This window comes from Kribbella sp. NPDC004536, assembly GCF_042873835.1.
In the GTDB taxonomy this organism is placed as follows: Bacteria; Actinomycetota; Actinomycetes; order Propionibacteriales; family Kribbellaceae; genus Kribbella.
This window is the reverse complement of sequence record NZ_JBIALY010000002.1, coordinates 887,105-909,028: the sequence shown is the minus strand read 5'-3', so window position 1 is coordinate 909,028 and position 21,924 is coordinate 887,105. Positions and strand designations below refer to the sequence as shown.

Below are 21,924 nucleotides of genomic sequence, written 5' to 3'. Positions count from 1 at the left end.
TCGTTAGGTCTACCGCGAGTGCATACGTCCACGTTGATTATCGGGCTGGGAGGGAGCCTGGTAGGGCGAACCACGGGAGGACGGTGGGTGCGAAGCGGGTTATGGCTTGGATGTTGTCGTTGGTCAGGGTGAGGACGTAGAAGGCGGCCGCGGGGCGGGGGCCGGTTGGGGGGCGGAGGTAGGCGCCGAAGGCGGGCTGGCCGTTGGCTCGGGTGGGGACGAGGTCGAATCTGCGGCCCGCGTCGAACACGCGGGCCCAGTAGTGGGCCACCGCGTCTCGGCCCTCGTACCCGAACGGCTCCGGGGGCATGGCGATGAAGGCGTCGTCGGTCAGTAGGGCCACCAGCGCGTCGAGATCGGCCGACTCCCAAGCGCGGGCGAAGCTGGCCACGATCGCCTCCTCGGCGGGCGAACCCGCGGCGGGCGACGGCCGGCGGTCGGCGGCTTGTTGGCGGCGTTGCAGGCCGGCGCGGGCTCGTTTGAGGGCGCTGTCGACCGATGAGACGGTCACCTCCAGCATGGCGGCCACCTCACGGGCGTGGAATCCGAGGACGTCGCGCAAGATCACGACGGCAACCTGGCGAGGCGGAAGTACCTGCAGGGCGGCCACGAACGCCAGCGAGATGGCTTCGCTCTGCTCGTAGCGCGCCTCCGGGCCGAGCGGCCGGTCGACGGCGCCCTCGAGGAACGCGTCAGGAAACGGCTGCAGCCAAGCGGGCTCGTCGCGCGGGGTCGGCAGCGGCGGTTGGAACTGCGACAGGTCCCACTGGCTGGCCGGGCGCCGGCTTGCCGCGCGGCGCGCGTTGAGGCACCGGTTGGTGGCGATCTTGTACAGCCAAGTGCGCAGCGACGCGCGTTCCTCGGCAAACCCGCCGATGCCTTGCCAGGCGGCCAGCATCGTCTCCTGGACCGCGTCCTCGGCGTCCGCGAGGGATCCGAGCATCCGGTAGCAGTGCACCCGCAACTCCCGCCGGTGGGACTCGGCCAGCTCCCGGAACGCCTCGCCGTCCCCGGCACGCGCCCGGGACAGCAGATCGGCCGGCACCATCCTGCGCTCCTTCCGTCCGCGATGTCGTGCCTCTACCCGGTATATACACCGCCCGCGGCGCGAACTGGGCGGCTCGCGGGCGCCCAGTTTCCGTGCGCCGCGGTGTATGCACCAGCGACCGCACGGACGATCCCACCGGATCGCGCCGCGGCAGCTGGAAGCAACCCTGGAGGTCAGGCATGCACCTGAAGCAACCGGGCAGGACACTCCCTCGTGTGTTCGGCGGCTGGCGAACCGGCCTATCGGGGCCGGTCATCGTCCTTCAGGCCGGGACCGCGGTCAACTTCTTCGGCACTGGACTGATCCTGCCCTTCGAGATCATCTACCTGCACCAGGCCCGCGGCTTCTCAACGGCGATCGCGGGACTGGTGCTGGCGGCGGTCATGGCGACAGCGGCAGTCGTGACACCGCCGTCGGGCGCGCTGCTCGATCGGTTCCGTGCCAAGCCGATCCTGATCACCGGCAACCTCGCGAGCGCACTGGGCTACGCAGGCTTCGCATTCGTCGACCGTCCCTGGCAAGCCTTCGTCTGCTCGGTCGTCGGCGGCGCCGGGTTCGGAGTGGCGAGCACCGCAAACCAGGTTCTGAGCCTGACTCTGGTCTCGGCGGAGCAACGCGCCGCCTCGATCGCGCTCCGCCGAGTCGCAGGCAACTTCGGTCTCGGCAGCGGTGCGACGGTTGCGGGCTTCGTCATCGCTGCCACCGATCACCTCCGCGCGTTCCAGGCGCTCTATCTCCTCGACGGCGCCACCTTCGGCATCTTCGCCTTGGTCGTGCTCGCGGGGATCCCGAACCTCCGCCCGGCGGCTGCTGCGCCGGCGAGCGACAGGAGAACAGGCTTCCGAGCAGTTGCCCACGATCGGCTCTTCCTGATCCTGATCGCCGCCAACATCGTGCTGACAACGACCGGCGGTGCGCTCTTCTCCAACATCCTCCCGCCGTTTGCGAAGGCACATACGCCGGTCGGGCCGAGCCAGATCGGCCTCGTCATCTTCGTCAACACCGTCTTCATCGTCGTCGCGCAGATTCCAGCCACCCGAGTCGTCGTCCGCATGCGCCGCGCACACGCACTTGCCGCGACCGGCGCGCTGTTCGCGATCGGCCTGCTCGCTGTCCTGCTCGCAACACTGACGAGCTCGGCGCTCGCCGCCGGCGCCGTCCTGGCTGGGGTCGCGATCGTGATCGCGATCGGCGAGTGCGCGCAGTTCATCGTGCTCGGCCCCGTCGTCGCCGACCTCGCACCACCACAGCTGCTCGGTCGCTACTTGTCGCTCTACAGCCTCACCTTCATGGCAGGCGTAGCCCTCGGCCCCGCGGTCGGCGGCGCGCTGCTCGCAGTCTCACCGGACGCAGTCTGGTGGGGCGGCGCCTTGGCGTCCGCCCTGACCGGAGCCGGCCTGCTGCGACTCGGCGACCGGATTCCCGATCCCTCTCAACCGTAGGCGCGCCGGTGGCCGGCGCGCCTACTCGTCCGCTGAGGTGGTGGTCAGAAGCCTCTTGCGACCTTCTTGGCGTCGACGATGCCGTCGCCGTAGAACCCGTTGTCCGTCGGCGTGCCTTCGCACATGTGGCTGGCTGTCACGGTGACAAAGGTCCCGTCGGGTTGCTTGACCAAACGGGTGTACGTGAACAGCGGCGGCGTCGGGCACGGGGTGTCGGTCGCCGTTGCGCGAAGTACCTGCTCGACAAGCGCCGGCGAAGCCGTCTTGCCGCCGTTGACGTGGTCTCGAACGCCGAACCGGCCGACCGCCAGCGCAGCGACGCCGGCCGCGTGCGGGGACGCCATCGACGTTCCCTGCAGGTACTGGTAGTACCCGCAGACGCCGTCGTGGCAGCTCTGAACGACGCTGGGCGTGTTCGGAGTCCCGTCGGGATTGAGCTGGCCGCGGGCCTGAGCGAGCTGCTTCGGGTACGCCGCGAGTACGGCCTTCGTGATGTCGCGCTTGTTGTCGGCAGTGTCGTACACATCCCCGCCGGGCGCGGACAGGTCGGCGTACCCGTTTCCGTAGTCGGAGTAGTAGGCCTTCCGCTTGGAGATGCCGGTGCTGGTCACCGAGAGCACATGGTTGCCCTCGGACGGCATCGAGGTGCACGACGGCGGGATCGTCCGGTCGTACGGCTGCTCGCCAGGAACGTCAGCGAAGTCCGGGCTCGAGCTGTCGACGATCGTCTTGGTGTAGTCGGTGCCGCCGTTACCCGCCGCCGAGACCAGCGTGACGCCATGGCTATAGGCGTAGTCGAGCGCCCGCTGCATCGCCGTGACGACGGTCCGCTGCTCGGCCTGGTCCGCGGGCGTGTCGGCCGGGTTGTCGGCGCAGTTGAACAGCCACGGATCGACGTAGAAGCTCATGTTCACGACGTCGATGCCGTGATCGCCCGCGTACGTCAGTGCATCGACCGTCGGCTGCAGGAAGAAGAAGCCCGAGTCCTGCCCGGCCCGTAGGCTGACGATCGTCGCCTTGGGCGCGATACCCGCGATCCCGAGCTTGTTGACCGGCGACGCGATCTCGGACGCGACGTGCGTACCGTGACCGTTGTCGTCCTCGTCGACGGGGTCCACGCAGCTCGGGTGCTCGCATGGTCCGTCAACCACCGCGCCGTTCGCATCGACCGGGATGTCGGTCGTGAAGTTCCGGCTCAGCGCCTTGTCGAAGTTTGGCGCGATGTCGGGATGAGTACCGTCGACACCGGTGTCGATGATGCCGACGCGCACACCCTTGCCCTGCTCGTAGCGCTGCGAGCCGTCGGCGGTGGCGCCGATCTGCTGCATGTCCCATTGCAGCCCGGCCAGCGGCTCCTGCTTCTTCGTGCCCTTCGCGGCGTCTTGCGACGCCGGTCGAGCTGCGGTCGCGCCCTGCAGGTCGGCCTGCGCGGCGTCGAACTTGAAGCTCGCCTTGTCACCGGCCAGGCGGTCGTCCGGCGCGCGGCCGATGACCGTGCTCCGCGCCACGCCCGCGATCGCGGAAGAGGCACGGGCCGCGGCCTGGAAAGCGTCGCTCTTGGTGGTGACGGTGGCGACTCCGATCGCCGTGTTCTCTTCAAGCACCTTGCCGCCGGCAGCGGCGATCGCGGCATGTGCGGCCTGAGTTGACCCGCCCTGGGCATACAGGACGACGTACTGCCGTTCTTGGCCGCCCGTCGCCGTACCCGTTCCGGCTGCGACCCACAACAGCCCGGAGACACTCGCTGCCACCACGGCTACCCGCGTGACGTACCTGCGCATTGGACCCCTCCCTCGAAGATCGACGTGCGCCATCGCACGCCCCCACGACCCCATTTCCCTAATACCACTCAGCAAACTGGATAAACCCGATACTTCAGTGGCGGGGTTTCGGCCGGTTGGTGGGGACGGCGGTCAGGGGGTCTTCCGGCCAGGGGTGGCGGGGGTAGCGGGAACGTAGGTCTGCTCGGACCTGGGGGTAGCCCTGTTTCCAGAAGGAGGTGAGGTCGCTGGTGATGGCTACCGGCCGGCGGGCGGGTGAGAGTAGGTGGAGGACGACCGGGACTCGGCCGTCGGCGACGGTCGGGGTGGTGGTCCAGCCGAATACTTCCTGCAGCTTCACGGCCAGGACCGGTGGGTCGGCGCCGTCGTACGTGAGGCGTACGTCGGAGCCTGATGGAACCGGGAGGCGTTCTGGTGCGAGTTCGCCGAACCGGGTTGCCGCCGGCCAAGGCAGTAGTCGCCGGAGCGCCGAGGCGACGTCGATGCGGGTGAGGTCGCGCGACGCTCGTACCGAGGTCAGTTCGGTGCCCAACCATTCGTCGAGATCGGCGAGCAGCGCTTCGTCGTCGACCGCGGGCCATGGGGATCCGAGGTGGGCGTGGCAGAACGCCAGCCGTTCGCGCAGGGCGAGGGCGGCTTGCGACCAGTGCAGTACGGACAGGCCACTGCGGCGGATACCGTCGCGGACAGCTGCTTGGACGAGTAGTGGATCCGGGTTTGCCAGTGGTACGTCGTTGAGCACGATCGCGCCGAGGGTCTCGACGCGCCGCGTCACGATCCGGCCGCCGTCCCAATGGATCTGGTCCGTGGTCGAGACGAGGTCGCCCGCGAGGTCGCGTGCGGTCCGCTCGTCGATCGGCGCCGCGGAACGGATCCTGGCGTCGGCGCGACCGGGTGCCCGATCGGCAACCGCGATCGCGAGCCAGGTCGTACTCCGCAACGGCGACTGCGGATCCAGCACGGCGCCCGTACCCCCGGACATCTGGTACGTCGCCGACCCGGCCCCCCGAACCCGCCCGATCCGCTCCGGATACGCCAACCCCACCACAACCCCCACCGCCAGATCATCCGGCGCGCCGGCCACCGCACCACCCCCCGAACCACTCGTCGCGGCACCACCCGCCGCCGCACCCGAGTTCGCGGCGGTTGGCGTGCGGGTCAGGCGGTCCACCTCTTCCCTCCAGCGGGTCGTTGCGGCGGGGTTGGTGCCTCGGCGGAGGGATTGCCAGCGGGACGGTAGGTCGTCGGTGAAGTCGCGGGTGGAGTCGTCGGAGAGCATGGCGACGATCTCGCGGGCTCGGGTGGCACCAACCCGCGGTGTCCCGTCGATCAAGGCACGGGCCAACCGCGGATGCGCCCCGATCGCCGCCATCCGCCGGCCCCGTTCGGTGATCCGGCCGGTGTCGTCAACCGCGTCGAGCCGGCGCAGCAACTCGGTCGCCGCGGTCATCGCCACGGCAGGCGGCGCGTCGAGCAAGGACAGACCGTCGCCGGCCGGCGCACCCCACGCCGCGAGGTCGAGAGCGAACGCTGCCAGATCCGCGATCGCGATCTCCGGCGCCGGATGATCGTCGAGATGTGAATGGTCGGTCGCCGACCAGCACCGATACACCCTGCCCGGCGCCTCCCGGCCGGCCCGACCCGCCCGCTGGTCGGCCGACGATCTCGACACCCGGCAGGTGACCAACGCACCGAGACCACGCGACTGATCGGTCCGCGGCTCCCGGGCAAGTCCCGAGTCGACCACCACCCTGACCCCGGGCACGGTCAGCGAACTCTCCGCGACCGACGTCGTGACCACGATCCGGCGCGTGCCGCTCGAGACCAACGCGCGTTCCTGCTCAGCCCTGCTCTGGCGACCGAACAACGGCAGCACATTCAGCCCGGCCAACCGGCGTGCCACACCGTTGATCTCGGCCTCTCCCGGCACGAACACGAGAACGTCGCCGTCATACTCGGTCAGTGCACGCCGGACCACAGCAGCGACGTGATCCAGCAGCCGCGGATCGACCCGCCCACCAGGGAGCAGCGGAACCGGAACCGGCGGCGGAGCCCACTCGACGGCGACGTCGAACAACGCAGCAGACGCAGTGATGACGGGCGCCGCGGCATCGGTACCCAGTACGCGACTCAGCCTGACCGTGTCCGGCGTTGCCGAGGTCGCAACGATCGCCAGGTCGTCGCGAAGGTTCGCCCGGATGTCGACGCAGAACGCCAGCAGCAGATCGGCATCCAGGTGCCGCTCGTGACACTCGTCGATCACAATCGCTGCGACACCCGGTAGTTCCGGGTTCTCCTGCAGCCGCCGTACGAGCAGGCCGGTTGTCACCACCTCGACCCGGAGATCTCGACCGCCGCTGCGTTCACCGCGCATCGCGTAGCCGATCCGTTGCCCTAGCGGTTCGCCGACCAGCATCGCCAGCCGGGCCGCGGCCGCGCGGGTCGCCAGCCTGCGCGGCTCGGCCACGATGATCTTCCCGTCGAGGGCGTCGCCCAGGGCAAGCGGCAGCAGCGAGGTCTTTCCCGATCCGGGTGGCGCAACCAGCACCGCGGTTCCGCGCGAACGTACCGCTTCGACCGTGGCAGGCAGAACCGCCCGGACCGGAAGATCGGCCCCCGGCACCGAGGACTCAGGCAGCAACACGCCCCGACGGTATCGGTCAGACGCGCGGCTTGCCCGGCTGGTACAGCCAGGTCTGGAAGAACGTGCCGAGGTCGCGGTGCGTCAGTCGCTCGACAAACCGGATGAACGTACGCGTCGAGACGTTCCCGTACCGGTACGTCGCCGGCCACTGTTCGAGCACCCGGAAGAACGCGCGGTCGCCGATCTTCAGCCGGAGCGCCTGCAGAGTCATCGCGCCGCGGTTGTAGACTAGGTCGTCGAAGATATGGTCCCGTCCGGGGTCGGCCACCTTGCCCGACCAGTCCTTCTCATCGGCGTACGTCTCCGCGAAGCTCTTCTGTACCGGCACGCCGTTGAACTTCTCCTGGTAGAGCCACTCCGAGTACGTCGCGAAGCCCTCGTTCAGCCAGATGTCCGACCAGTGCACCGGCGTGAGGCTGTCGCCGAACCACTGGTGCCCGAGCTCGTGGGCGAGCAGATCACCACTGACCTTGCTGGTGCGCTGGTCGTACACCGGCCGGCTCTGCGTCTCCAGGGCGTAGTGGACGCCGACGTCGGCGAGGATGCCGCCGGTCGAGCCGAACGGGTAGCGGCCGTACATCGACGACTCCCATTGGACGATCTGCGCCGTGGTCTGGTTGAACACCTTGCCCTGACCGGCCTTCGTGTCGATCGACTGTCCGATCGCGGTGATGTTCGGCCGTCCGTCGGCGGTCACACTGCGGGTGACGTTGTACTTGCCGATAGCAATCATCGCCAGTTCGCTGGCCATCGGCTGGTTCATCCGCCAGCGGAAGGTGGTCCGGCCGTTGTGCTTGGTGGTCGGCCCGGGTTCGCCGTTGGCCAGCACGGTGAGTCCGGTCGGCACAGTGACGGTCTGGGTGTACGTCGCCTTGTCGTCGGTGGTGTCGTTCACCGGGTAGTACGTCGCCGCGCCGATCGGCTGGTTGAGTGCGACCGCGCCGTCCTTGGTAGCCACCCAACCGGAAATACCCAGCGCCGGGTCGTCGATCTTCTGCGGGACTCCCGCGTACGTCACCGAGACGAGAAAGGTACTCCCCCGCCGCAGCCCGTGCCGTGGAGTGATCACCAACTCCTGCGCACCGCTGCGAACGAACGACGCGGCACGCCCGTTGACAGTGAGCTTGCTGATCTTCAACGGTCCCTGGAAGTCCAGGTCGAACCGGGACAAATTCTGCGTGGTGCCGGCAAGGATCGTCGTGGTCGCGCTGATCGCCTTGGTCCTGGCGTCGAACGCCAACTTGATGTCGTAGTGACGGACGTCGTACCCTCCGTTGCCCATGTCAGGGAAGTACGGATCCCCTGCGCCCGGTGCGCCGGGCGTGAACAGCGGCGCTCCACCGGCCGCGGCATTCGCAGTCATCGGCGCGGTCAGCCCGAGAGCCAGCGCGCAGATCGTCAACAGGTAACCGCGGCGACGATTGAAACGACCCACAATTCCTCCTCAGCAACTCTCGGCTCCCCGTGATCCGGTTTCGTACACGGGTTCGAAGAGGTACGATTCCAAAGGGTTGAGCTGGGGGGAAGTGGGGGAACGGTAGCCGGTCGAGGGACCGGTGGCGTCTCGAAGGGCGCAGCTGGGGGGCTGCTTCGCGATGGCCGGCGATTTTCGCCGTCCTGAGCGGGAGTCTGACGTCACCGCGCCGCACGACGGGTGCCGCCCCGGAGGATGTGACCGGGGAGCGTGCATGGGGAAGAGCCGAGACCGTCAGTTGGTGGCGTACCGCGCCAGGCATGCCCGCGTGGCTCCGCCGACGACGCCTCCGGCTGACGGCAGGGTCGCGCTCCAGAACGTACAGGGTCTGCGCGGGATCGCCGCACTGATCGTGGTCGTCGCGCATATCTCGGGACCGGGCGAGTTCGAGCAGCGGATCTTCAGGTCGAGCTGGACCTCGTGGTTGCACATGCCGGCCAATACCGGCGTGGACCTGTTCTTCGTCATCAGCGGCCTCATCATGGTCGTCACCACGTGGCGCACCTTCGACCGGCCCGGCTCGTCACGACGGTTCCTGCTGCGCAGAATCCTTCGCATCTACCCGCTGTACTGGATCGTGAGCTCCGCGATCGTCTTCCTGTACGAGGAGAGCCCCAGCAGCGTGCGGTGGGACGGCCAGCGGCCGAACATCCTGGAGTCCTACCTGCTGCTCCCCCACCAAGGACGACTTCCCCTGCTCGTCGCCTGGTCGCTGGTCTTCCTCATGTACTTCTACCTGGTGTTCGCCGTCGCGTTACTGCTCGGCAGGTCACGGCTCCCCTGGGTGATGGCCGGCTGGGTCGTGGTGACGCTGACGCTGTACGCGACGGTCGGGCACACGACCAACCCCTACCTTGCGGTCGTATCCAGCCCGCTGAGCCTCGAGTTCGTCCTGGGCGCGGCGATCGGCCTCGCCACGGTCCACGGCTGGCTGTTGCGGCCGTACGTAGTACTTGCCCTCGGCATCGTCTCGTTCTCGGCGTGCCTGGTGTTCCTCGGGGTGTCGGGCTGGAGCCAGTTCCCCTCGGACGGCGTACGGGTCCTGGTCGTCGCGGCCCCCGCCGGCCTGATCGTCTACGGGGCGATCGGCGTCGAGACGAGGTACGGCCATATCGTGTCGCCGTTCCACCGACGTCTGGGCGACGCCTCGTACTCGCTGTACCTCACCCATCTGCCGGCGCTGACCCTTCTCGCGACCGCGTGGGCCGGACGGCTGCCCAGCGGTCCGGTGGTGCACGCGCTCATGCTGCCGGCCGCTCTCGCCTACGTGGTGATCGGTGCGATGGCGTGCAACGCGATCCTCGAGCGCCCGTTGCAGAACGCCACCGCGCGGCTCCTTCGCCGGACGGGCTGAGAGAGGGGCTAGCGGGTCGAGCAGGCGGCGACCGCGAGTGCGTCGACGAAGTCGTTCATCTCGTGGCCGGAATGACCCTTCACCCACTGGAACGCGACGTCGCCGCGCTCGCTCACCAACTCCACCAGCGGTTCCCAAAGGTCCCTGTTCGCGACCGGCTTCTTCGCCGAAGTGAGCCAGCCCCGTTCGAGCCACCCCGCGTGCCACCGGTCGCGGAAGCAGTTGACCACGTACGTCGAATCCGAGACGACCAGCAACGGACCGTCGTTCGCACGGACGGCCTCGAGCGCCGCCCGGATCTCCATCCGCTGATTCGTCGAGACGGCCTCGTGACCGGCGGCGTACTCGGTCTTCGACAACGCCCAAGCCCATCCCCCAGGCCCGGGATTACCGGAGCAGGCACCGTCGGTGAACACCGACCGCGCACCAACAGGCACAGTCATATCGGGCGGCCGGACTCGGCTTCTTCGAACGGTAGGCATCGCGCAGAACTGTACCGCCGAGCACGTCCGCCGGACCTCGCAAGGTGGAAGGATGACCCGCATGACACTGCCTGCCCTCCCTGAGGAATCCTTCCAACGGGTGCTGTGCGTCGTCGCGCACCCTGACGACATGGAGTACGGCGCGTCCGCGGCGGTCGCCCGCTGGACCGCGCGCGGCATCGAGGTCGCGTACCTCCTGCTCACCCGTGGCGAGGCCGGCATGCCGAACGCGCCCGAGGAGACGGCTCGCCTGCGCGTCGCCGAGCAGCGGGCCGCCTGCGCCGTCGTGGGCGTCGACGACCTGACCGTGCTCGATCATCCGGACGGCGTACTGATCTACGGTCTCGACCTGCGCCGGGACATCTGCCGGGCGATCCGCCGCTTCAAGCCTGACGTCGTACTCGGCACCGGCTACGAGGTCGAGACGCCGTTCGGCTTCGACCAGGCCGACCATCGCGCGGCCGGCCTCGCGACCCTCGACGCGGTGCGCGACGCGGGCAACCGTTGGGTCTTCCCGGAGCAGGTCGACGAGGGGCTCGAACCGCATTCCGCGCGCTGGTACGTCGTTCCCGGACTCCCCGGCTTCGCGTCCCACGGCGTCGACGTGACCGGAGACCCGCTGCTCCGCGGCATCGCCTCGCTCGACGCCCATGCCGCGTACCTGGCTGCGCTCCCCGGCCATCCTGCCCCCGCCGACTTCATTCCCAAGCTCACCGCGATGAACGGCAAGGCCATGGGCGTCGAGCACGCCGTGCTGTTCCGCGCCCACGACCTGCAAGCGCCACCGGAGTTCTTCACCGAAGCCATGCAGGACTGACGCCCGCCGGCCTGGGTACCGGGGGTCCGTACGACTATCGGATCCAGGACGGTGACTGTGCGTCGAGTGGTGGCTGCCGTGATGTTGGCGGCGCTGGTGATGACGGGGTGCGGGAATCCGGACCAGCAGCTCCGCGCTGCCGCCGCGCAGTCGGCACGAGAGATTCTCTCCGAGGTCAATACGACAAGGCTGACCGTCGAGCAGTTACGCGCTCATCGCCTGTGGGCCGGAACGGCCGGCGAGATGGTCGGTGACGCCGAGAAGGGCGTCGAGACCGCCTCCAGCTCCTTCACGGCACAGCAACCCGCGACGGCGGTGTCGCGGCGCCTGTACGAGCAGGTGCTCGCGACGTTCGACCAGGCGTCGTCCGCGGTGACCGCGGTCCGGATCGCGCTCGGCAACAACGATCTGGCGGCCGCCGAGGCGCAGCTGACCGCGCTGCGGCAGTCCGGGGCCGACCTGGACCGGCTCGGGGAGCTCGCGAAGTGAAGAAGCTCCTCGGTATCACGCTCGGGATCCTGACCGCGATCGGCGGCTTCGTCGACATCGGCGACCTGGTGACCAACGCCCTGGTGGGCGCCCGCTTCGGGATGCACCTGGCGTGGGTCGTGCTGGTCGGAGTGCTCGGCATCTGCCTGTACGCCGAGATGTGCGGGCGGATCGTGGCGATGTCGGGCCGGCCGGTGTTCGACCTGATCAGGGAGCGTCTCGGTCCGCGTACGGGACTGCTGACCCTGGTGGCCTCGTTCCTGGTGACGCTGCTGACGCTGATCGCCGAGATCGGTGGTGTGGCGCTCGCGTTCGCGCTGGCCAGCGGTGTCAGCTACCTGCTGTGGATGCCGCTCGCGGCGTTCGCGGTCTGGCTGGTGATCTGGCGGGTGAAGTTCTCCCGGCTCGAGCAGGTCTTCGGGCTGCTCGGCCTGCTGCTCGTCGTATTCGCCGTCGCATTGTTCAAGCTCGGGCCCGACTGGGGACAGTTGCTGCAGCAGGCGACCCGGCCGCACCCGATCGGACACGAGAACTGGGCGACCTACGCGTACTACGGGATCGCGCTGTTCGGTGCCGCGATGACCCCGTACGAGGTGTTCTTCTTCTCCTCCGGTGGCGTCGAGGAGAAGTGGACCCGGCGCGACCTGACGACGTCCCGCGCGAACGTGTTCATCGGGTTCCCGCTCGGCGGATTGTTGTCGCTGGCAATCATGGGCTGTGCCGCCGTGCTCTTCCTGCCGGCCGGGATCCAGGTCGGGACTCTCGGGCAGGTGACGCTGCCGGTGGCTGTCGCGCTCGGCAAGCTCGGGCTGGCGATCGTACTGATCGGGGTGTTCGCGGCGACCTTCGGCGCGGCGCTGGAGACGGCGCTGTCGTGTGGCTACACGATCGCGCAGTACCGCGGCTGGCAATGGGGCAAACTCGTGCGGCCGAAGGAGGCCTCGCGTTTCCACGTGGTGATGATCGTGTGCCTGCTGCTGGCCGTACTGACGCTGCTGACCGGAGTCGATCCGGTGAAGGTGACGGAGTACTCGGTGGTGTTCGCCGCGATGGCCTTGCCGCTGACCTATCTGCCGATCCTGATCGTTGCCAACGACCCCGACTACGTCGGGCGGGAGATCAACGGGCCGGTACGAAACGCCCTCGGCCTGGTCTACCTGGCGCTGCTGATCATCGCGTCGGCGGCCGCGATACCACTGATGATCGTCACGAAAGCGGGACAGTGATCATGCCTGACATGCCTGCCGAATCGGCTCGGGTGCTGCATGCCCAACTGCACCTGCTCGACCGGCAACTGATCGATCAGGCCGACGGCCACCTGGCCGGCAAGATCGACGACGTGGAGCTCGACCTGGGTACGGATCCGCCGGTCGTCGCGGCGCTGATCTCCGGCCGGGAGCGGATCACGGCGCGCCGGATAGCCGACATCGACACCGCGGTCACGATCTCGGCCGAGGGCCTCAACCTCGACTACTACGACGACTGGATCGAAGCACACGTGGTCGACAAGATCCCGGGAGCCTCCGATGCGACTGAATGAGCTGCTGGGCCGGCGCGTGGTCGACGCGGACGGCGACGACGTCGGCGGAGTCGCGGACGTGCGGCTCGTCCAGGACAGCCCGATGCTGGTGTCGATGCAACGCTCCCTGCGGGTCGACGGTCTGATCGTGGTGGAGAACCGCTCCACCCGGCTGTTCGGGTACGAGCGCCACGTCGGACCGGAGCTGCTCCGCCGGCTCGTCCACGCCCGCCTCGGGGAGGTCTGGTACCTGCCGTGGAGCGACGTCGAGAACGTCGCCGAAGTCGTCACTCTCAAGAGCCGGCGCACCGCCCTACGCCCACTGGAAGAACTCGCCCGCTACTGATCCTCTTGCTGGTCGACTTTGCGCCGGTAGAAGTCGTACGCGGCCTGCTTGCTCATCCCCAGCGCTGCGCCCACCTGGCTCCAACTAGAGCCTTCCGCACGCGCCTGACGGATCATGTGCCAGCGGGCGGCGGTCAGCAGCTCGACCACGCGGCGACTCGCGCGCAGCGCCTCGATGCCGGAGACGCCCCCAAGGTCTGCCGGCGCCTTCACGAGCACCGCGACCGGATGACCTGCCGCCTGCTCCTGCTCGATCCCGAGCTCATTTCGTCAAGATATCTTGACGGAAAGCCAGCGTCAAGTTATCTTGACGACATGGGCACGACCCGAGATGATTCAGCTGAACGATTCGCGCAACTCGCGCTGGACCTGCACAGCTCCGGCGGTGTGGACGAGACCGTCCAGACCGTCGTCGAATTCGCACTCCAAGCACTCGACTGCTCTCATGCCGGCGTCGCACTGATCGTCAACGGCCACCAGTTGGAGATCCCGGCCGTCACCGACCCGGTCGTCGCCGAGATCTACGCGCTGCAGGTGAACGGCGGAAAAGGCCCGCTGACGGAATCGATGCGCACCCGCTCCACCGTCCTGGTCCGCGACGCGGCGACCGACGACCGGTGGACCGAGTGGAACACCAAGGTCCTCGAGCTCGGCGTCCGCAGCGTTCTCGACGTCCCCCTCACCACCTCCGCCGGCACCGTCGGGGTGCTCGGCCTCTACAGCGTGCAGCCGGACGCCTTCGGCCCTGACGAGGATGCGATCGCACACATCCTGGCCCGCCACGCCTCGGTCGCCGTCGCCAGCGCCCGCCACGAACACAACCTCGGCCAGGCCGTCGACGCCCGCAAACTCGTCGGCCAGGCGATGGGCATCCTGATGGAACGCTACGACCTCGACGGCGACCAAGCGTTCGCCGTACTCCGCCGCTACTCCCAGGACACCAACACCAAACTCCACGACGTCGCCGCCCAACTCATCGAGACCCGCCAGTTACCCCGTTGAGTCGCCTGACGCTTGAAGCCGTTTGAAGCCGGGAACCTGGAGAACCAAGACCAGGTACGCCTCTGAGACACGGTGATGAGCGATGGTCAGTCCACGGCCCGGGAACACGCGCCCGCTGGTCCGGCATGCGATCCGGCGTGACTGGCTCGTGTTCGCGACCGCCGCCACCGCTCTTGCCGTGTGTCTGTCGATCACGGTCCTGCTTGCGTGGATCGGTTCGTCGGGACTCCTGCTGTTCGGCGTCTCCGTCTGCACCGTCGTCGCGCTGTTCGAAGTCGCAGTCGTCGTCACCACACGATTCAGGCCCTGACTGCCGGGCGCGTTCGCGCTAGCGGGGTGCTGCGCCGTCCTTCGGGTTGGTGCCGAGTGCTGCTCGTGAGCGGGACGTGCTCTGGACGCCTGGTTCGGTGGACTCGTCCTGCTGGTCGAGCTTGCGCCGGTAGAAGTCGTACGCCGCCTGCTTGCTCATGCCGAGCGCGCTGCCGACCTGACTCCAGCTGGAACCTTCCTCGCGGGCCTGACGCATCATGTGCCAGCGCGCGCCGGTGAGCAGCTCGACGACCCGCCGGCTGGCACGCAGCGCTTCCAGCCCGGTGACACCGGGCAGCTCCGCCAGGGCCTTCACGAGCACCGCAACCGGATGGCCGGATTCTCGCCCTTCCTCGATCCCGCGTTCATACAGCTCCCGCTGGTCGCTGACTCGCAACACAGCGAGCAGCTCCTCGAGGCTTCTCGCGTCCTTCTGCCCGACAGAATGTCCCGCGTCGCCCATACCGTCAAGATAGCTTGACAAGTGATCCCCCGTCCAGCTAACGTGCCGCGGTCAAGCTGTCTTGACGCTTGCCGGATCGCTCCACCGCGCGAGGAGGTGGTCGGCGAACAGGTCGTCGACCGTCAACGCGCAGCGTGCGCCGAAGAGGACGTCACCGACCGCCTCGGGATGTTCCTGAACATAGCCGCCGCACAGGTCGTGGGCCGCGATCTGCTCGTGCACCGCGTCGGCCTCCACGTGCTCGGTGAAGTAGCGCGCCTGCTCCTCGGAAGCCCCCAGCCGGATCGCACCGGTCGCGTACTGCCGGTTCGGCAGGGTCGACGTCATCTCCAGAGCCGCCAGATGACCGACGAGCGCGCCGGTCCAGCGACGGTGCAATGCGAACAGCGACATCACGTTCGACAACGCCAGCGTGACGGCCGGTACGTCGGGTACGTAGTGCCCGTAACTGTCGTCGAGCAGCAGCCAGCGCATCGTCGTACGGAACAGCTCCGAGTGCATCCGCTCGCAGCGGCCGCCGCCGTACTCGTCGGCCTCGATCTCGACCAGTGCCGCCTTGGCCACGCCGGCAAGCCGGGCAATACCGAAGCTGTGCGGATCGGCCTCCTTGAGCTGGTAGACGGACCGGTTGAGGACGAACTCGCGGAACTGCTCGCGGGTCGCATGCCGGCGCAGGTACGGCGCCAGCCGCGGACCGTCGGCGCCGTCGACCATCGCCCGCAGCTGCACCGCCACCGGTCGGCTGCCCGGCGTGATCCGGCAATTCCCTTCCAGCCAAGCGATCCACGGCCGCTCCAACCTGGATCGGAAGGCGATGACCGCCGGATCCCACTGCCGGTCGGGATCGACGTCGTCGAAACCGCGGTACTGCAACTCGTACGCGATCCACAGCGCCAGTTGAAGATCCTCGTCGTACGGATCGGTCGACGCCACAGCCTTGCCGATGACGCGACCACCTCGCGCGAGACCGTCGATCATCCGCGCACTGAGCGGCCCACGGGCCGGTGGTAGCTGCATCTCCGACCGGTACCCCGACGGATTCCCTTGGATTCCCAGTGATTCGCTGGGTACCGGAAGGACATGACAGAGATCCGCGCGTACCCGGACGGGCCGCTGATCGTCCGCGGCGAGTTCGAACTCCTGGACGAGAACGGCGATCCCGTCCCCGCGGCCCGCCGTACCATCGCCCTCTGCCGCTGCGGCCGCACCGCGATCCCACCACTGTGCGACGGCACCCACACGCTCCCGCTCAACCGCTCGTCCTCATCCGCTGAAGACCTCCGCGAGCCACGGCACCACCCGGCGGGATCCTAATGCTCGCAGGTGATCCACCGGCGGGTCGTCGATCAGTACGCGTACGTCGTCGAGGCCGCCCGGGGCGTACAGCTCCGCGGCGTCGACGAGATCGTGCAGGCGCCGCCGGGTCGACCGTGCAGCGCCGGTACGGAGATCGAGGAGCTCGCCGTGGACACCGTCGCGCAGCGCGGCCCAACGATTCTCGGCGATCCGCCAGGACGGCGCAGGTACCGGCAACTCGCCGAGGTGATACCGGTCGGTGAGCCGGGTGGCCAACGCGTACACGAACCGCACGATCGCGCCGGCCCGCTCCGTGGTCGCCGGTACGTCGAGGACCCGCAGCTCGAGCGTGCCGAACCGAACATGCGGACGGAGCTCCCACCACCACTCCGACGGATCGGTCACAGCACCTCCGCGAACTGCCCAGGCCAGGTCGTCGGCGTACTGCTCCCACGAGGCGATGATCGGCGGCACGCCTTGCCGCGGCAGCTGCCCTCCGATCACCGGCCGGACCGAGCACAACCCGGTGTCCCGGCCACCGACGAACGGCGCGGTGCCCGCCAGTGCGGCCAGCTCCGGCAGGATGTTCCGCAGCGCGTGATAGACCGCCAACGTGCAGTCGGCGTCACCGAAGGCCAGATGGATCTGCAGGGACGACACGAGTTGCCGCTCGATGATCTCCCGGTACCGTCCGTCGAGCCCTCCTGCTCGCGCCGTCGCCGACAACTCCACGGGTCCGTCGACCAGCGGGTGAACCGGGGCAGCGATCACCGCCCGGTCCGAGCCGCACGTCTTTGCCAGCAAGGCCCGGCATCGGCGGAGTTCCTCGACCGCGCCGGACGGGTCTTTGTGCACGGAGGTCGCAATCTCGATCTGGCAGGCGGGTAGCTCGGCCTTGATGCGGGGATCGTCCACGGCATCCAGCACGTCCTTGGATGCGGTCGGCAACCAGTCCATCCGATCCACCAGCAGAAGCTCTTCCTCCAGCCCGATGGTCCCAGCCACGGTATCGGTGAACACAGTGCCCAAAGACAAGTCACTGACCACCGTCGTCACGGCGTGACCATGATCTCGGCGAACAGCTTCTTCGTACGCCCGGCGACCGCGGACATCGCGGTGTCCCAGTCCGTCTCGACCAACCGCACATCGACCCTTACGGGCCAGCGCTCCCCCGGGCCGTACGCTGTCCGCGTCCCCCACGGCTCCGCAATTCGGTCGACCTGTCCCACCGCACTCCTCCTCCGTGAGTGCACCCGGTGCCCGGCGCGCGCCACTACATTCGCCCCTCGTGCACGGCGCGCCCGGGCCGGGGTTCAGCCTCGGCGGAGGGCTCTTTCCAGTTGAGACTTGGTCATCTTGGAGCGGCCCTTGATGCCTCGGCGTTTGGCGTCGGCGTACAGCTCGTCCTTCGTCTTCGGCCGGGCCCGCGGCGCGCTCGGGGTGATTCGGCCGGCCATGCCGGGCGTCCGGGGTTCCGGATCTTCTGTAGTCAGCGCTTCCGCGACGTCCTTGAGGCCGCCCTTGAGCTTGTCCACCTGTCGTTCGAGCTTGTCGCCCAGAGAGTCCTTAGGCATGACAACCTCCTTCACTTCGTTTCGAGCCTGTCCGGGAGAACCACGTTCATCAGCCTCCGAACACTCCGGCCAGGTGCTTGCGGCCGCGGTGGGCGGTCCTGCCGGCCCGTTTGCGCAATCGGCGGCCGGATTTCTTGCCTCGTTTGCCGGCGCGCTTGACGTCGCCTTGCACAGTTCCGTGCGCGCGCAGTCCGAGACGCTTGCGCATCCCCCGTTTCATCTCGGGCGCCGACGGGACCAGCAGCTGTACGCCGTACCCGTACAGGCGCAGCCCTAGCGCCATCAGTGGCAGACCGACCGGCAGCAGGATCAGCGTGACGCACAGCACCGCCGCCAGGATCATCACGACCGTCGCGAGCAGCCAGACGACCACCGCACCGAGTCCTCGAAGAATCTTCATCATCATCACGTCCAGACCTGTTCAGGCAGGAGCGAACCGAGCGGGCCGAGGTCGAGGTTGAGATCGTCCGCGCTCAGACCGAACTGTTCGCGCAGCGCGGTCATGGCCTCCTCGAGTCGCATCAGGCCGAGCCCGAGCTCCTCGACTTGCCCCGTACTGAGGTCTCCTTCGTCCATCCGGCGGATCGCCTGACGTTCCATCAACTGCCGGACCAGCTCGACGATCGTCAGAACGAGCTTGAGCAGCTCGCGTTCGACGTTGCCGGCATCGGCCTCGATCCGCTCCGTCAGCGGCAGCAGCGGGTCAGTCATACATCCCCATCTCCTTGCGTACCGAGCCGATCACGGCCGACAACTGGATCCGGACCAGGTCGACGTCGGCAAGCGAGATGACGACGTCGCCGGTGATCACGACGCCCTTTCCCAGCAGCCTGTCGAGCAGATCGACCAGGCTCGGCTCGGTCGCGGTCGTCGCGTACGTCTCTACGCTCATGACTTGTCCAGTACGGCGAACGAGTACGGCGGCCAGGGCCCGTTCACCTCGATGTCGAGCGACGGGTGCCGGGTACGCACCACGTTCACCAACTCGAAGAAGTCCGTACTGCGGCCGTCGTCGACCAGGAACGCGGCGTTGAGGGCCATCGCCTCCCGGCGTCCGCTCAACCGCTGGTCCTGGGACGCGAGGCGCCGGGTGGCGGCCGCGGCCGGCACCAGATCCCAGAACAGCTGATCAGCCTCGAGCTCCTGCTTGACCGCATCCTGCTGCCGGCCGCGGATCTCGGCCCGGCGGCGTTCCAGATAGGCGACGCCGGAGCTGCTGGTCGGCGCTGAAGTTGCCGACGGCACCGGTTGCGTCCTGCAGTACGCCTTCACGCTCCATTCGGCCCGGCCCTCGACCCGGTCGAGCGCGAGGCCGAGGTCGTCGTACAACTCCTCGATGCGGTCGCGGGCCGCGTCGTCCGAACGGTAGATGGTGACGAGGCGGAACGGGACGAGGGCGGTCGTGAGCGCCGCCACCCGCCGGACGACCTCGTCGTGCCGGCGGGCCGTCTTCTCCACCCAGGTGAGGACCTCGAGGTTGCGGCGCAGCGCCGACTCGCCGAACTCATCGAGGTCGACGGTGCACACGACGACCTCCAGGTCGCGGTGGCCGATGACCCGCACCGGTGTGTCGCCGAGGCCCTCCAGCCCCGACAGCAACTCGCCGTCGAGGTTGCGCGCCACGGCGTACACGTACGTCCCGGTCTCGGTCACGGTCTCGGTCACGGTCTCAGTGACGGTCTCAGTCACGGTCGCGCTCCAGTTCCTCGACGCGTTCGCGCAGCTGACGGTTCTCGTCGGCCAGCCCCTGGGCCTCGGTGGACAGCATCGGATCGCGTTTCCACCAGTCGATGCCCATCTCCATCGCCTTGTCGACCGACACCACCAGCAGGCGGATCTTGACGGTCAGCAGCTCGACGTCGACCAGGTTCACCCGGATGTCACCGGCGATGATGATGCCTTTGTCGAGGACCCGCTCGAGGATGTCGGCCAGCCCCTCCGGACGCGGCGCCGGCGACGTGAATCCGTACCGGTCCATCGGGGCCCGGCGGGACGAGATCGTCGGTTCGCTCATTGCCCTACTCCTGGATTCGCCCACGGACATAACGGTCCTTGCGCCAGTACCCGGTCACCGTGCCGTCGGTGTCGACCTCGACCTCGTAGACCGCGAGGATGTCGGTGGTCGCGGGGATCCGATGTGCTTCGACGACCTCCACCTGCACCGACCAGCCCTCGTCGCGCTTCTCCACGGCCACGATCGCCTCGGGCGACTGGCCGATCAGTTGCGAGAGTTCCCGGGCGGCGGCGATCGCGACACTCTGCAGCGACTGCTTCGGTGAAGTTCGCCGCGCGGACTGAGACGACGCGGTCCGCCCGGTCTTGGTTCGGCCGGTCTTGGTGCGGCCGTCAGCCGGTTGTCGCTGGGTTGCCTTGCGCGTGGTTGCCATCGTCGGTCAGATCTCCTCGCGGTGCTCGTACAGCCGCCTGATCAGCTCGTCCTCCCAGGCCGCGGCCTGGTCCGGGTCGAGCTCGCCGCTGTCCCGGAGCTCGTCGATCTGCTCGAGTTGCCGGCGGATGCGGGCGGGGTCGTAGTACTCCGCCTGGGCCTGTCGCCGGATCTGCTCGGCCAGCGCGATCGTCGCCCGCACCGGCGCGAGCGGCAGCGTGAGCAGGTTCGTCATCAGCCCCACGGCTCGTCCGCATCGACGAAGTCGTACGGCGCGGTCGGCCCGATCAACTTCAGCCGTGCCCGTCCGGCGAACGCCGCGGCCAGTCCCTCGACCGCTTGCTCGAACTCGGCCCGATGCTCGTCGTCGACCAGTACGGCAACGTCGAGCAGCCGGTCGATCCCGGCGCTCTCCCGGATGTTGATCGCGACCACGTGCTGTTCGAGTTCCGCCAGCATCGCTTCGCTGTCCGTACTGCTCTTGGTCTCCAGAGCCGCGGCGACCAGCTCGCCCAGCCGGACGCGTTCGCCGTACGACGACTCACCAGGCCGGTCGCGGGTCATCCGGCGAAGCTGCGCGATTCCAGGGTTCTCCGCCACGATCTCGGTCAGGACCTGCCGTTCCTCGTACCTGGCGCGGACCGTGAACTGCGCGCGTCCGCTGAGATCCTGCAGTACTGTCACGAAGCGTTCGTGCCCCGGCACCAGCAGATCTCCGGCAACGGCCTCCCGGCAACGCAGCACCGATCCGAACCGCACCGGGATCACCGGCCCTTGTTGCGCGATGGTGTCGAGTACCCGGCCGTGCGCCAGTAGATCCGATCGGCCCGCGTGCGCGGCGTCGCTGTCCACCAGGCTGATCACGGCCGCCAGCTCGCCGTGCGGCAACGTGCCGACGGCTTGGTCGCCGACACCTCTGAGGTCCATCGGCAGGACGAGATCCGCGGCCGCGATGCAGTACACATAGCGTCCCAGGCCGACGTCGCCCGGCGCTGTCACCGTCACGCCTCAGTCCTCCTGCGGCGGGCGGCGGTCTTCTTGGCCGGCCGGCGGCGGCGCGGACGAGCCTCCTCGTACTGCTCCTCGGGCTCCTCGTCCTCGTCCTCGCTGCGGTCGTCGCTGCGGTCGTCGTCCTCGCGGTCCGAGCCGAACAGTGCCTCTTTCGCACCGGTCAGGATCCCGCGCGACTTGCCGGCCGCGGTGCCCTCGCTCATGTCCTGGATCACTTCCGGGAGGTCCTTGCTCTTCTCGTACAGATCCAGCCGGTTCGTGGCCTCCGCGAAGTGCAGATAGGTGTCGACGCTGGCGACGACGATGCGGGCGTCGATCGTCAGCAGTTCGATGCCGACCAGCGAGACCCGGACGTAGGCGTCGATCACGAGGCCCTTGTCGAGGATGCTGTCGATGACATCGGCGAGACTGCTCGGGGCGGGGCGATCCAGATAGCCGCCGGAGCGGCGTCCGCCGGTGGCGGCAACGGTCATGGCTGTTCCTTCCGT

General features: G+C 68.3%; 30 protein-coding genes. 10 read left to right on the top strand and 20 right to left on the bottom strand.

The annotated features are described in order from the left end of the window. Window positions 1-37: 37 nt before the first annotated feature. Window positions 38-1,048, bottom strand: coding sequence for an RNA polymerase subunit sigma-70 (locus tag ACFYRU_RS19150; RefSeq protein WP_387660412.1), 1,011 nt, complete (start codon window positions 1,046-1,048; stop codon window positions 38-40). A gap of 215 nt (window positions 1,049-1,263) precedes the next feature. On the opposite strand from ACFYRU_RS19150, the gene ACFYRU_RS19145 reads away from it, so the two are divergent. Next, a complete protein-coding gene (locus tag ACFYRU_RS19145; RefSeq protein ID WP_387660410.1) occupies window positions 1,264-2,490 on the top strand; it encodes an MFS transporter in 1,227 nt (408 codons plus the stop codon). Between the two features lie 44 nt (window positions 2,491-2,534). Here ACFYRU_RS19145 and ACFYRU_RS19140 read toward each other — a convergent pair whose 3' ends face one another. From ACFYRU_RS19140 to ACFYRU_RS19130, 3 genes are all read right to left on the bottom strand, one after another. Beyond that, on the bottom strand, window positions 2,535-4,271 hold the full coding sequence (locus tag ACFYRU_RS19140; protein ID WP_387660407.1) for a S8 family serine peptidase: 1,737 nt from the start codon (window positions 4,269-4,271) through the stop codon (window positions 2,535-2,537). Between the two features lie 94 nt (window positions 4,272-4,365). Beyond that, entirely contained in the window at window positions 4,366-6,915 is a 2,550-nt protein-coding gene (gene hrpB, locus ACFYRU_RS19135; protein WP_387660404.1) for an ATP-dependent helicase HrpB, read from the bottom strand. Window positions 6,916-6,931: 16 nt separating this feature from the next. Continuing rightward, on the bottom strand, window positions 6,932-8,350 hold the full coding sequence (locus ACFYRU_RS19130) for a M1 family metallopeptidase (protein WP_387660403.1): 1,419 nt from the start codon (window positions 8,348-8,350) through the stop codon (window positions 6,932-6,934). 253 nt (window positions 8,351-8,603) lie between these two features. On the opposite strand from ACFYRU_RS19130, the gene ACFYRU_RS19125 reads away from it, so the two are divergent. Then, window positions 8,604-9,743 carry an acyltransferase family protein gene (locus ACFYRU_RS19125; protein WP_387660400.1) on the top strand — a complete coding sequence of 380 codons (1,140 nt, stop codon included), beginning with the start codon at window positions 8,604-8,606 and terminating at the stop codon, window positions 9,741-9,743. Window positions 9,744-9,751: 8 nt separating this feature from the next. Here the strand turns inward: ACFYRU_RS19125 and ACFYRU_RS19120 are convergent, their stop codons facing one another. After that, complete coding sequence (locus ACFYRU_RS19120; protein WP_387660398.1) at window positions 9,752-10,186, bottom strand: ribonuclease H; 435 nt, start codon at window positions 10,184-10,186, stop codon at window positions 9,752-9,754. Between the two features lie 91 nt (window positions 10,187-10,277). On the opposite strand from ACFYRU_RS19120, the gene ACFYRU_RS19115 reads away from it, so the two are divergent. From ACFYRU_RS19115 to ACFYRU_RS19095, 5 genes are read left to right on the top strand one after another with little or no spacing between them, the layout of a single operon-like run. Further along, window positions 10,278-11,042, top strand: a complete 765-nt coding sequence (locus tag ACFYRU_RS19115) for a PIG-L deacetylase family protein (protein ID WP_387660395.1) — start codon at window positions 10,278-10,280, stop codon at window positions 11,040-11,042. 51 nt (window positions 11,043-11,093) lie between these two features. Further along, entirely contained in the window at window positions 11,094-11,531 is a 438-nt protein-coding gene (locus tag ACFYRU_RS19110) for a hypothetical protein (RefSeq protein ID WP_387660393.1), read from the top strand. Next, entirely contained in the window at window positions 11,528-12,757 is a 1,230-nt protein-coding gene (locus ACFYRU_RS19105) for an NRAMP family divalent metal transporter (RefSeq protein ID WP_387660391.1), read from the top strand. Before ACFYRU_RS19110 ends, ACFYRU_RS19105 begins: the two co-directional genes overlap by 4 nt. An 11-nt stretch (window positions 12,758-12,768) precedes the next feature. Then, window positions 12,769-13,071 carry a hypothetical protein gene (locus tag ACFYRU_RS19100; protein ID WP_387660388.1) on the top strand — a complete coding sequence of 101 codons (303 nt, stop codon included), beginning with the start codon at window positions 12,769-12,771 and terminating at the stop codon, window positions 13,069-13,071. Continuing rightward, window positions 13,058-13,396 (top strand): hypothetical protein, encoded by a 339-nt coding sequence (locus ACFYRU_RS19095; RefSeq protein ID WP_387660386.1) that lies wholly within the window; start codon window positions 13,058-13,060, stop codon window positions 13,394-13,396. The genes ACFYRU_RS19100 and ACFYRU_RS19095 overlap by 14 nt, the downstream gene beginning before the upstream one ends. Here ACFYRU_RS19095 and ACFYRU_RS19090 read toward each other — a convergent pair. Beyond that, window positions 13,390-13,614 carry a hypothetical protein gene (locus ACFYRU_RS19090; protein WP_387660383.1) on the bottom strand — a complete coding sequence of 75 codons (225 nt, stop codon included), beginning with the start codon at window positions 13,612-13,614 and terminating at the stop codon, window positions 13,390-13,392. The two genes, ACFYRU_RS19095 and ACFYRU_RS19090, sit on opposite strands and share 7 nt — an antisense overlap. A 96-nt stretch (window positions 13,615-13,710) precedes the next feature. Between ACFYRU_RS19090 and ACFYRU_RS19085 the strand changes: the two genes are divergently transcribed. Both ACFYRU_RS19085 and ACFYRU_RS19080 read left to right on the top strand, forming a co-directional pair. Continuing rightward, a complete protein-coding gene (locus ACFYRU_RS19085; RefSeq protein WP_387660381.1) occupies window positions 13,711-14,397 on the top strand; it encodes a GAF and ANTAR domain-containing protein in 687 nt (228 codons plus the stop codon). Between the two features lie 82 nt (window positions 14,398-14,479). Then, complete coding sequence (locus ACFYRU_RS19080; RefSeq protein WP_387660379.1) at window positions 14,480-14,707, top strand: hypothetical protein; 228 nt, start codon at window positions 14,480-14,482, stop codon at window positions 14,705-14,707. A gap of 18 nt (window positions 14,708-14,725) precedes the next feature. On the opposite strand, the gene ACFYRU_RS19075 is transcribed toward ACFYRU_RS19080, so the two are convergent. Together ACFYRU_RS19075 and ACFYRU_RS19070 are read right to left on the bottom strand one after the other, a co-directional pair. Beyond that, the gene (locus tag ACFYRU_RS19075) at window positions 14,726-15,169 is read right to left on the bottom strand and encodes a hypothetical protein (protein WP_387660376.1); all 444 of its coding nucleotides are present in this window, start codon (window positions 15,167-15,169) and stop codon (window positions 14,726-14,728) included. A 51-nt stretch (window positions 15,170-15,220) separates the two neighbouring features. Then, entirely contained in the window at window positions 15,221-16,186 is a 966-nt protein-coding gene (locus ACFYRU_RS19070) for an iron-containing redox enzyme family protein (RefSeq protein WP_387660373.1), read from the bottom strand. 63 nt (window positions 16,187-16,249) lie between these two features. Between ACFYRU_RS19070 and ACFYRU_RS19065 the strand changes: the two genes are divergently transcribed. Then, entirely contained in the window at window positions 16,250-16,483 is a 234-nt protein-coding gene (locus tag ACFYRU_RS19065; RefSeq protein ID WP_387660370.1) for a CDGSH iron-sulfur domain-containing protein, read from the top strand. Here the strand turns inward: ACFYRU_RS19065 and ACFYRU_RS19060 are convergent. From ACFYRU_RS19060 to gvpJ, 12 genes are all read right to left on the bottom strand, one after another. Beyond that, a complete protein-coding gene (locus tag ACFYRU_RS19060; RefSeq protein WP_387660367.1) occupies window positions 16,433-17,470 on the bottom strand; it encodes a YbdK family carboxylate-amine ligase in 1,038 nt (345 codons plus the stop codon). The two genes, ACFYRU_RS19065 and ACFYRU_RS19060, sit on opposite strands and share 51 nt — an antisense overlap. A gap of 47 nt (window positions 17,471-17,517) precedes the next feature. Continuing rightward, window positions 17,518-17,694 carry a hypothetical protein gene (locus ACFYRU_RS19055; RefSeq protein ID WP_387660364.1) on the bottom strand — a complete coding sequence of 59 codons (177 nt, stop codon included), beginning with the start codon at window positions 17,692-17,694 and terminating at the stop codon, window positions 17,518-17,520. A gap of 84 nt (window positions 17,695-17,778) precedes the next feature. Next, complete coding sequence (locus tag ACFYRU_RS19050) at window positions 17,779-18,039, bottom strand: hypothetical protein (RefSeq protein ID WP_387660361.1); 261 nt, start codon at window positions 18,037-18,039, stop codon at window positions 17,779-17,781. 49 nt (window positions 18,040-18,088) lie between these two features. Beyond that, window positions 18,089-18,439, bottom strand: a complete 351-nt coding sequence (locus tag ACFYRU_RS19045) for a hypothetical protein (protein WP_387660359.1) — start codon at window positions 18,437-18,439, stop codon at window positions 18,089-18,091. Window positions 18,440-18,444: 5 nt separating this feature from the next. Beyond that, window positions 18,445-18,750, bottom strand: a complete 306-nt coding sequence (locus ACFYRU_RS19040; RefSeq protein WP_387660356.1) for a gas vesicle protein K — start codon at window positions 18,748-18,750, stop codon at window positions 18,445-18,447. Next, window positions 18,743-18,931: a gas vesicle protein gene (locus ACFYRU_RS19035; RefSeq protein ID WP_387660353.1), complete on the bottom strand. Its 189-nt coding sequence runs from the start codon at window positions 18,929-18,931 to the stop codon at window positions 18,743-18,745. The genes ACFYRU_RS19040 and ACFYRU_RS19035 overlap by 8 nt, the downstream gene beginning before the upstream one ends. After that, entirely contained in the window at window positions 18,928-19,728 is an 801-nt protein-coding gene (locus ACFYRU_RS19030; RefSeq protein ID WP_387660350.1) for a GvpL/GvpF family gas vesicle protein, read from the bottom strand. Before ACFYRU_RS19030 ends, ACFYRU_RS19035 begins: the two co-directional genes overlap by 4 nt. Then, entirely contained in the window at window positions 19,721-20,053 is a 333-nt protein-coding gene (locus tag ACFYRU_RS19025; protein WP_387660348.1) for a gas vesicle protein, read from the bottom strand. Before ACFYRU_RS19025 ends, ACFYRU_RS19030 begins: the two co-directional genes overlap by 8 nt. 4 nt (window positions 20,054-20,057) lie before the next feature. Continuing rightward, window positions 20,058-20,426, bottom strand: coding sequence for a gas vesicle protein GvpO (gene gvpO, locus ACFYRU_RS19020; RefSeq protein WP_387660345.1), 369 nt, complete (start codon window positions 20,424-20,426; stop codon window positions 20,058-20,060). 6 nt (window positions 20,427-20,432) lie between these two features. Then, window positions 20,433-20,660 carry a gas vesicle protein GvpG gene (locus ACFYRU_RS19015; protein ID WP_387660342.1) on the bottom strand — a complete coding sequence of 76 codons (228 nt, stop codon included), beginning with the start codon at window positions 20,658-20,660 and terminating at the stop codon, window positions 20,433-20,435. Next, complete coding sequence (locus tag ACFYRU_RS19010) at window positions 20,660-21,430, bottom strand: GvpL/GvpF family gas vesicle protein (RefSeq protein WP_387660339.1); 771 nt, start codon at window positions 21,428-21,430, stop codon at window positions 20,660-20,662. Before ACFYRU_RS19010 ends, ACFYRU_RS19015 begins: the two co-directional genes overlap by 1 nt. Beyond that, a complete protein-coding gene (gvpJ, locus tag ACFYRU_RS19005) occupies window positions 21,427-21,909 on the bottom strand; it encodes a gas vesicle protein GvpJ (protein WP_387660336.1) in 483 nt (160 codons plus the stop codon). Before gvpJ ends, ACFYRU_RS19010 begins: the two co-directional genes overlap by 4 nt. Between the last annotated feature and the right edge of the window lie 15 nt (window positions 21,910-21,924).

Excerpts from the sequence above, each read along its gene's own strand:
- ACFYRU_RS19150 (WP_387660412.1), bottom strand. The coding sequence starts at position 1,048 with ATGGTGCCGGCCGATCTGCTGTCCCGGGCGCGTGCCGGGGACGGCGAG.
- ACFYRU_RS19140 (WP_387660407.1), bottom strand. The coding sequence starts at position 4,271 with ATGCGCAGGTACGTCACGCGGGTAGCCGTGGTGGCAGCGAGTGTCTCC.
- ACFYRU_RS19125 (WP_387660400.1), top strand. The coding sequence starts at position 8,604 with ATGGGGAAGAGCCGAGACCGTCAGTTGGTGGCGTACCGCGCCAGGCAT.
- ACFYRU_RS19120 (WP_387660398.1), bottom strand. The coding sequence starts at position 10,186 with ATGACTGTGCCTGTTGGTGCGCGGTCGGTGTTCACCGACGGTGCCTGC.
- ACFYRU_RS19115 (WP_387660395.1), top strand. The coding sequence starts at position 10,278 with ATGACCCGCATGACACTGCCTGCCCTCCCTGAGGAATCCTTCCAACGG.
- ACFYRU_RS19100 (WP_387660388.1), top strand. The coding sequence starts at position 12,769 with ATGCCTGCCGAATCGGCTCGGGTGCTGCATGCCCAACTGCACCTGCTC.
- ACFYRU_RS19095 (WP_387660386.1), top strand. The coding sequence starts at position 13,058 with ATGCGACTGAATGAGCTGCTGGGCCGGCGCGTGGTCGACGCGGACGGC.
- ACFYRU_RS19085 (WP_387660381.1), top strand. The coding sequence starts at position 13,711 with ATGGGCACGACCCGAGATGATTCAGCTGAACGATTCGCGCAACTCGCG.
- ACFYRU_RS19080 (WP_387660379.1), top strand. The coding sequence starts at position 14,480 with ATGGTCAGTCCACGGCCCGGGAACACGCGCCCGCTGGTCCGGCATGCG.
- ACFYRU_RS19075 (WP_387660376.1), bottom strand. The coding sequence starts at position 15,169 with ATGGGCGACGCGGGACATTCTGTCGGGCAGAAGGACGCGAGAAGCCTC.
- ACFYRU_RS19070 (WP_387660373.1), bottom strand. The coding sequence starts at position 16,186 with ATGCAGCTACCACCGGCCCGTGGGCCGCTCAGTGCGCGGATGATCGAC.
- ACFYRU_RS19065 (WP_387660370.1), top strand. The coding sequence starts at position 16,250 with ATGACAGAGATCCGCGCGTACCCGGACGGGCCGCTGATCGTCCGCGGC.
- ACFYRU_RS19050 (WP_387660361.1), bottom strand. The coding sequence starts at position 18,039 with ATGCCTAAGGACTCTCTGGGCGACAAGCTCGAACGACAGGTGGACAAG.
- ACFYRU_RS19045 (WP_387660359.1), bottom strand. The coding sequence starts at position 18,439 with ATGAAGATTCTTCGAGGACTCGGTGCGGTGGTCGTCTGGCTGCTCGCG.
- ACFYRU_RS19040 (WP_387660356.1), bottom strand. The coding sequence starts at position 18,750 with ATGACTGACCCGCTGCTGCCGCTGACGGAGCGGATCGAGGCCGATGCC.
- ACFYRU_RS19035 (WP_387660353.1), bottom strand. The coding sequence starts at position 18,931 with ATGAGCGTAGAGACGTACGCGACGACCGCGACCGAGCCGAGCCTGGTC.
- ACFYRU_RS19025 (WP_387660348.1), bottom strand. The coding sequence starts at position 20,053 with ATGAGCGAACCGACGATCTCGTCCCGCCGGGCCCCGATGGACCGGTAC.
- gvpO (WP_387660345.1), bottom strand. The coding sequence starts at position 20,426 with ATGGCAACCACGCGCAAGGCAACCCAGCGACAACCGGCTGACGGCCGC.
- ACFYRU_RS19015 (WP_387660342.1), bottom strand. The coding sequence starts at position 20,660 with ATGACGAACCTGCTCACGCTGCCGCTCGCGCCGGTGCGGGCGACGATC.
- gvpJ (WP_387660336.1), bottom strand. The coding sequence starts at position 21,909 with ATGACCGTTGCCGCCACCGGCGGACGCCGCTCCGGCGGCTATCTGGAT.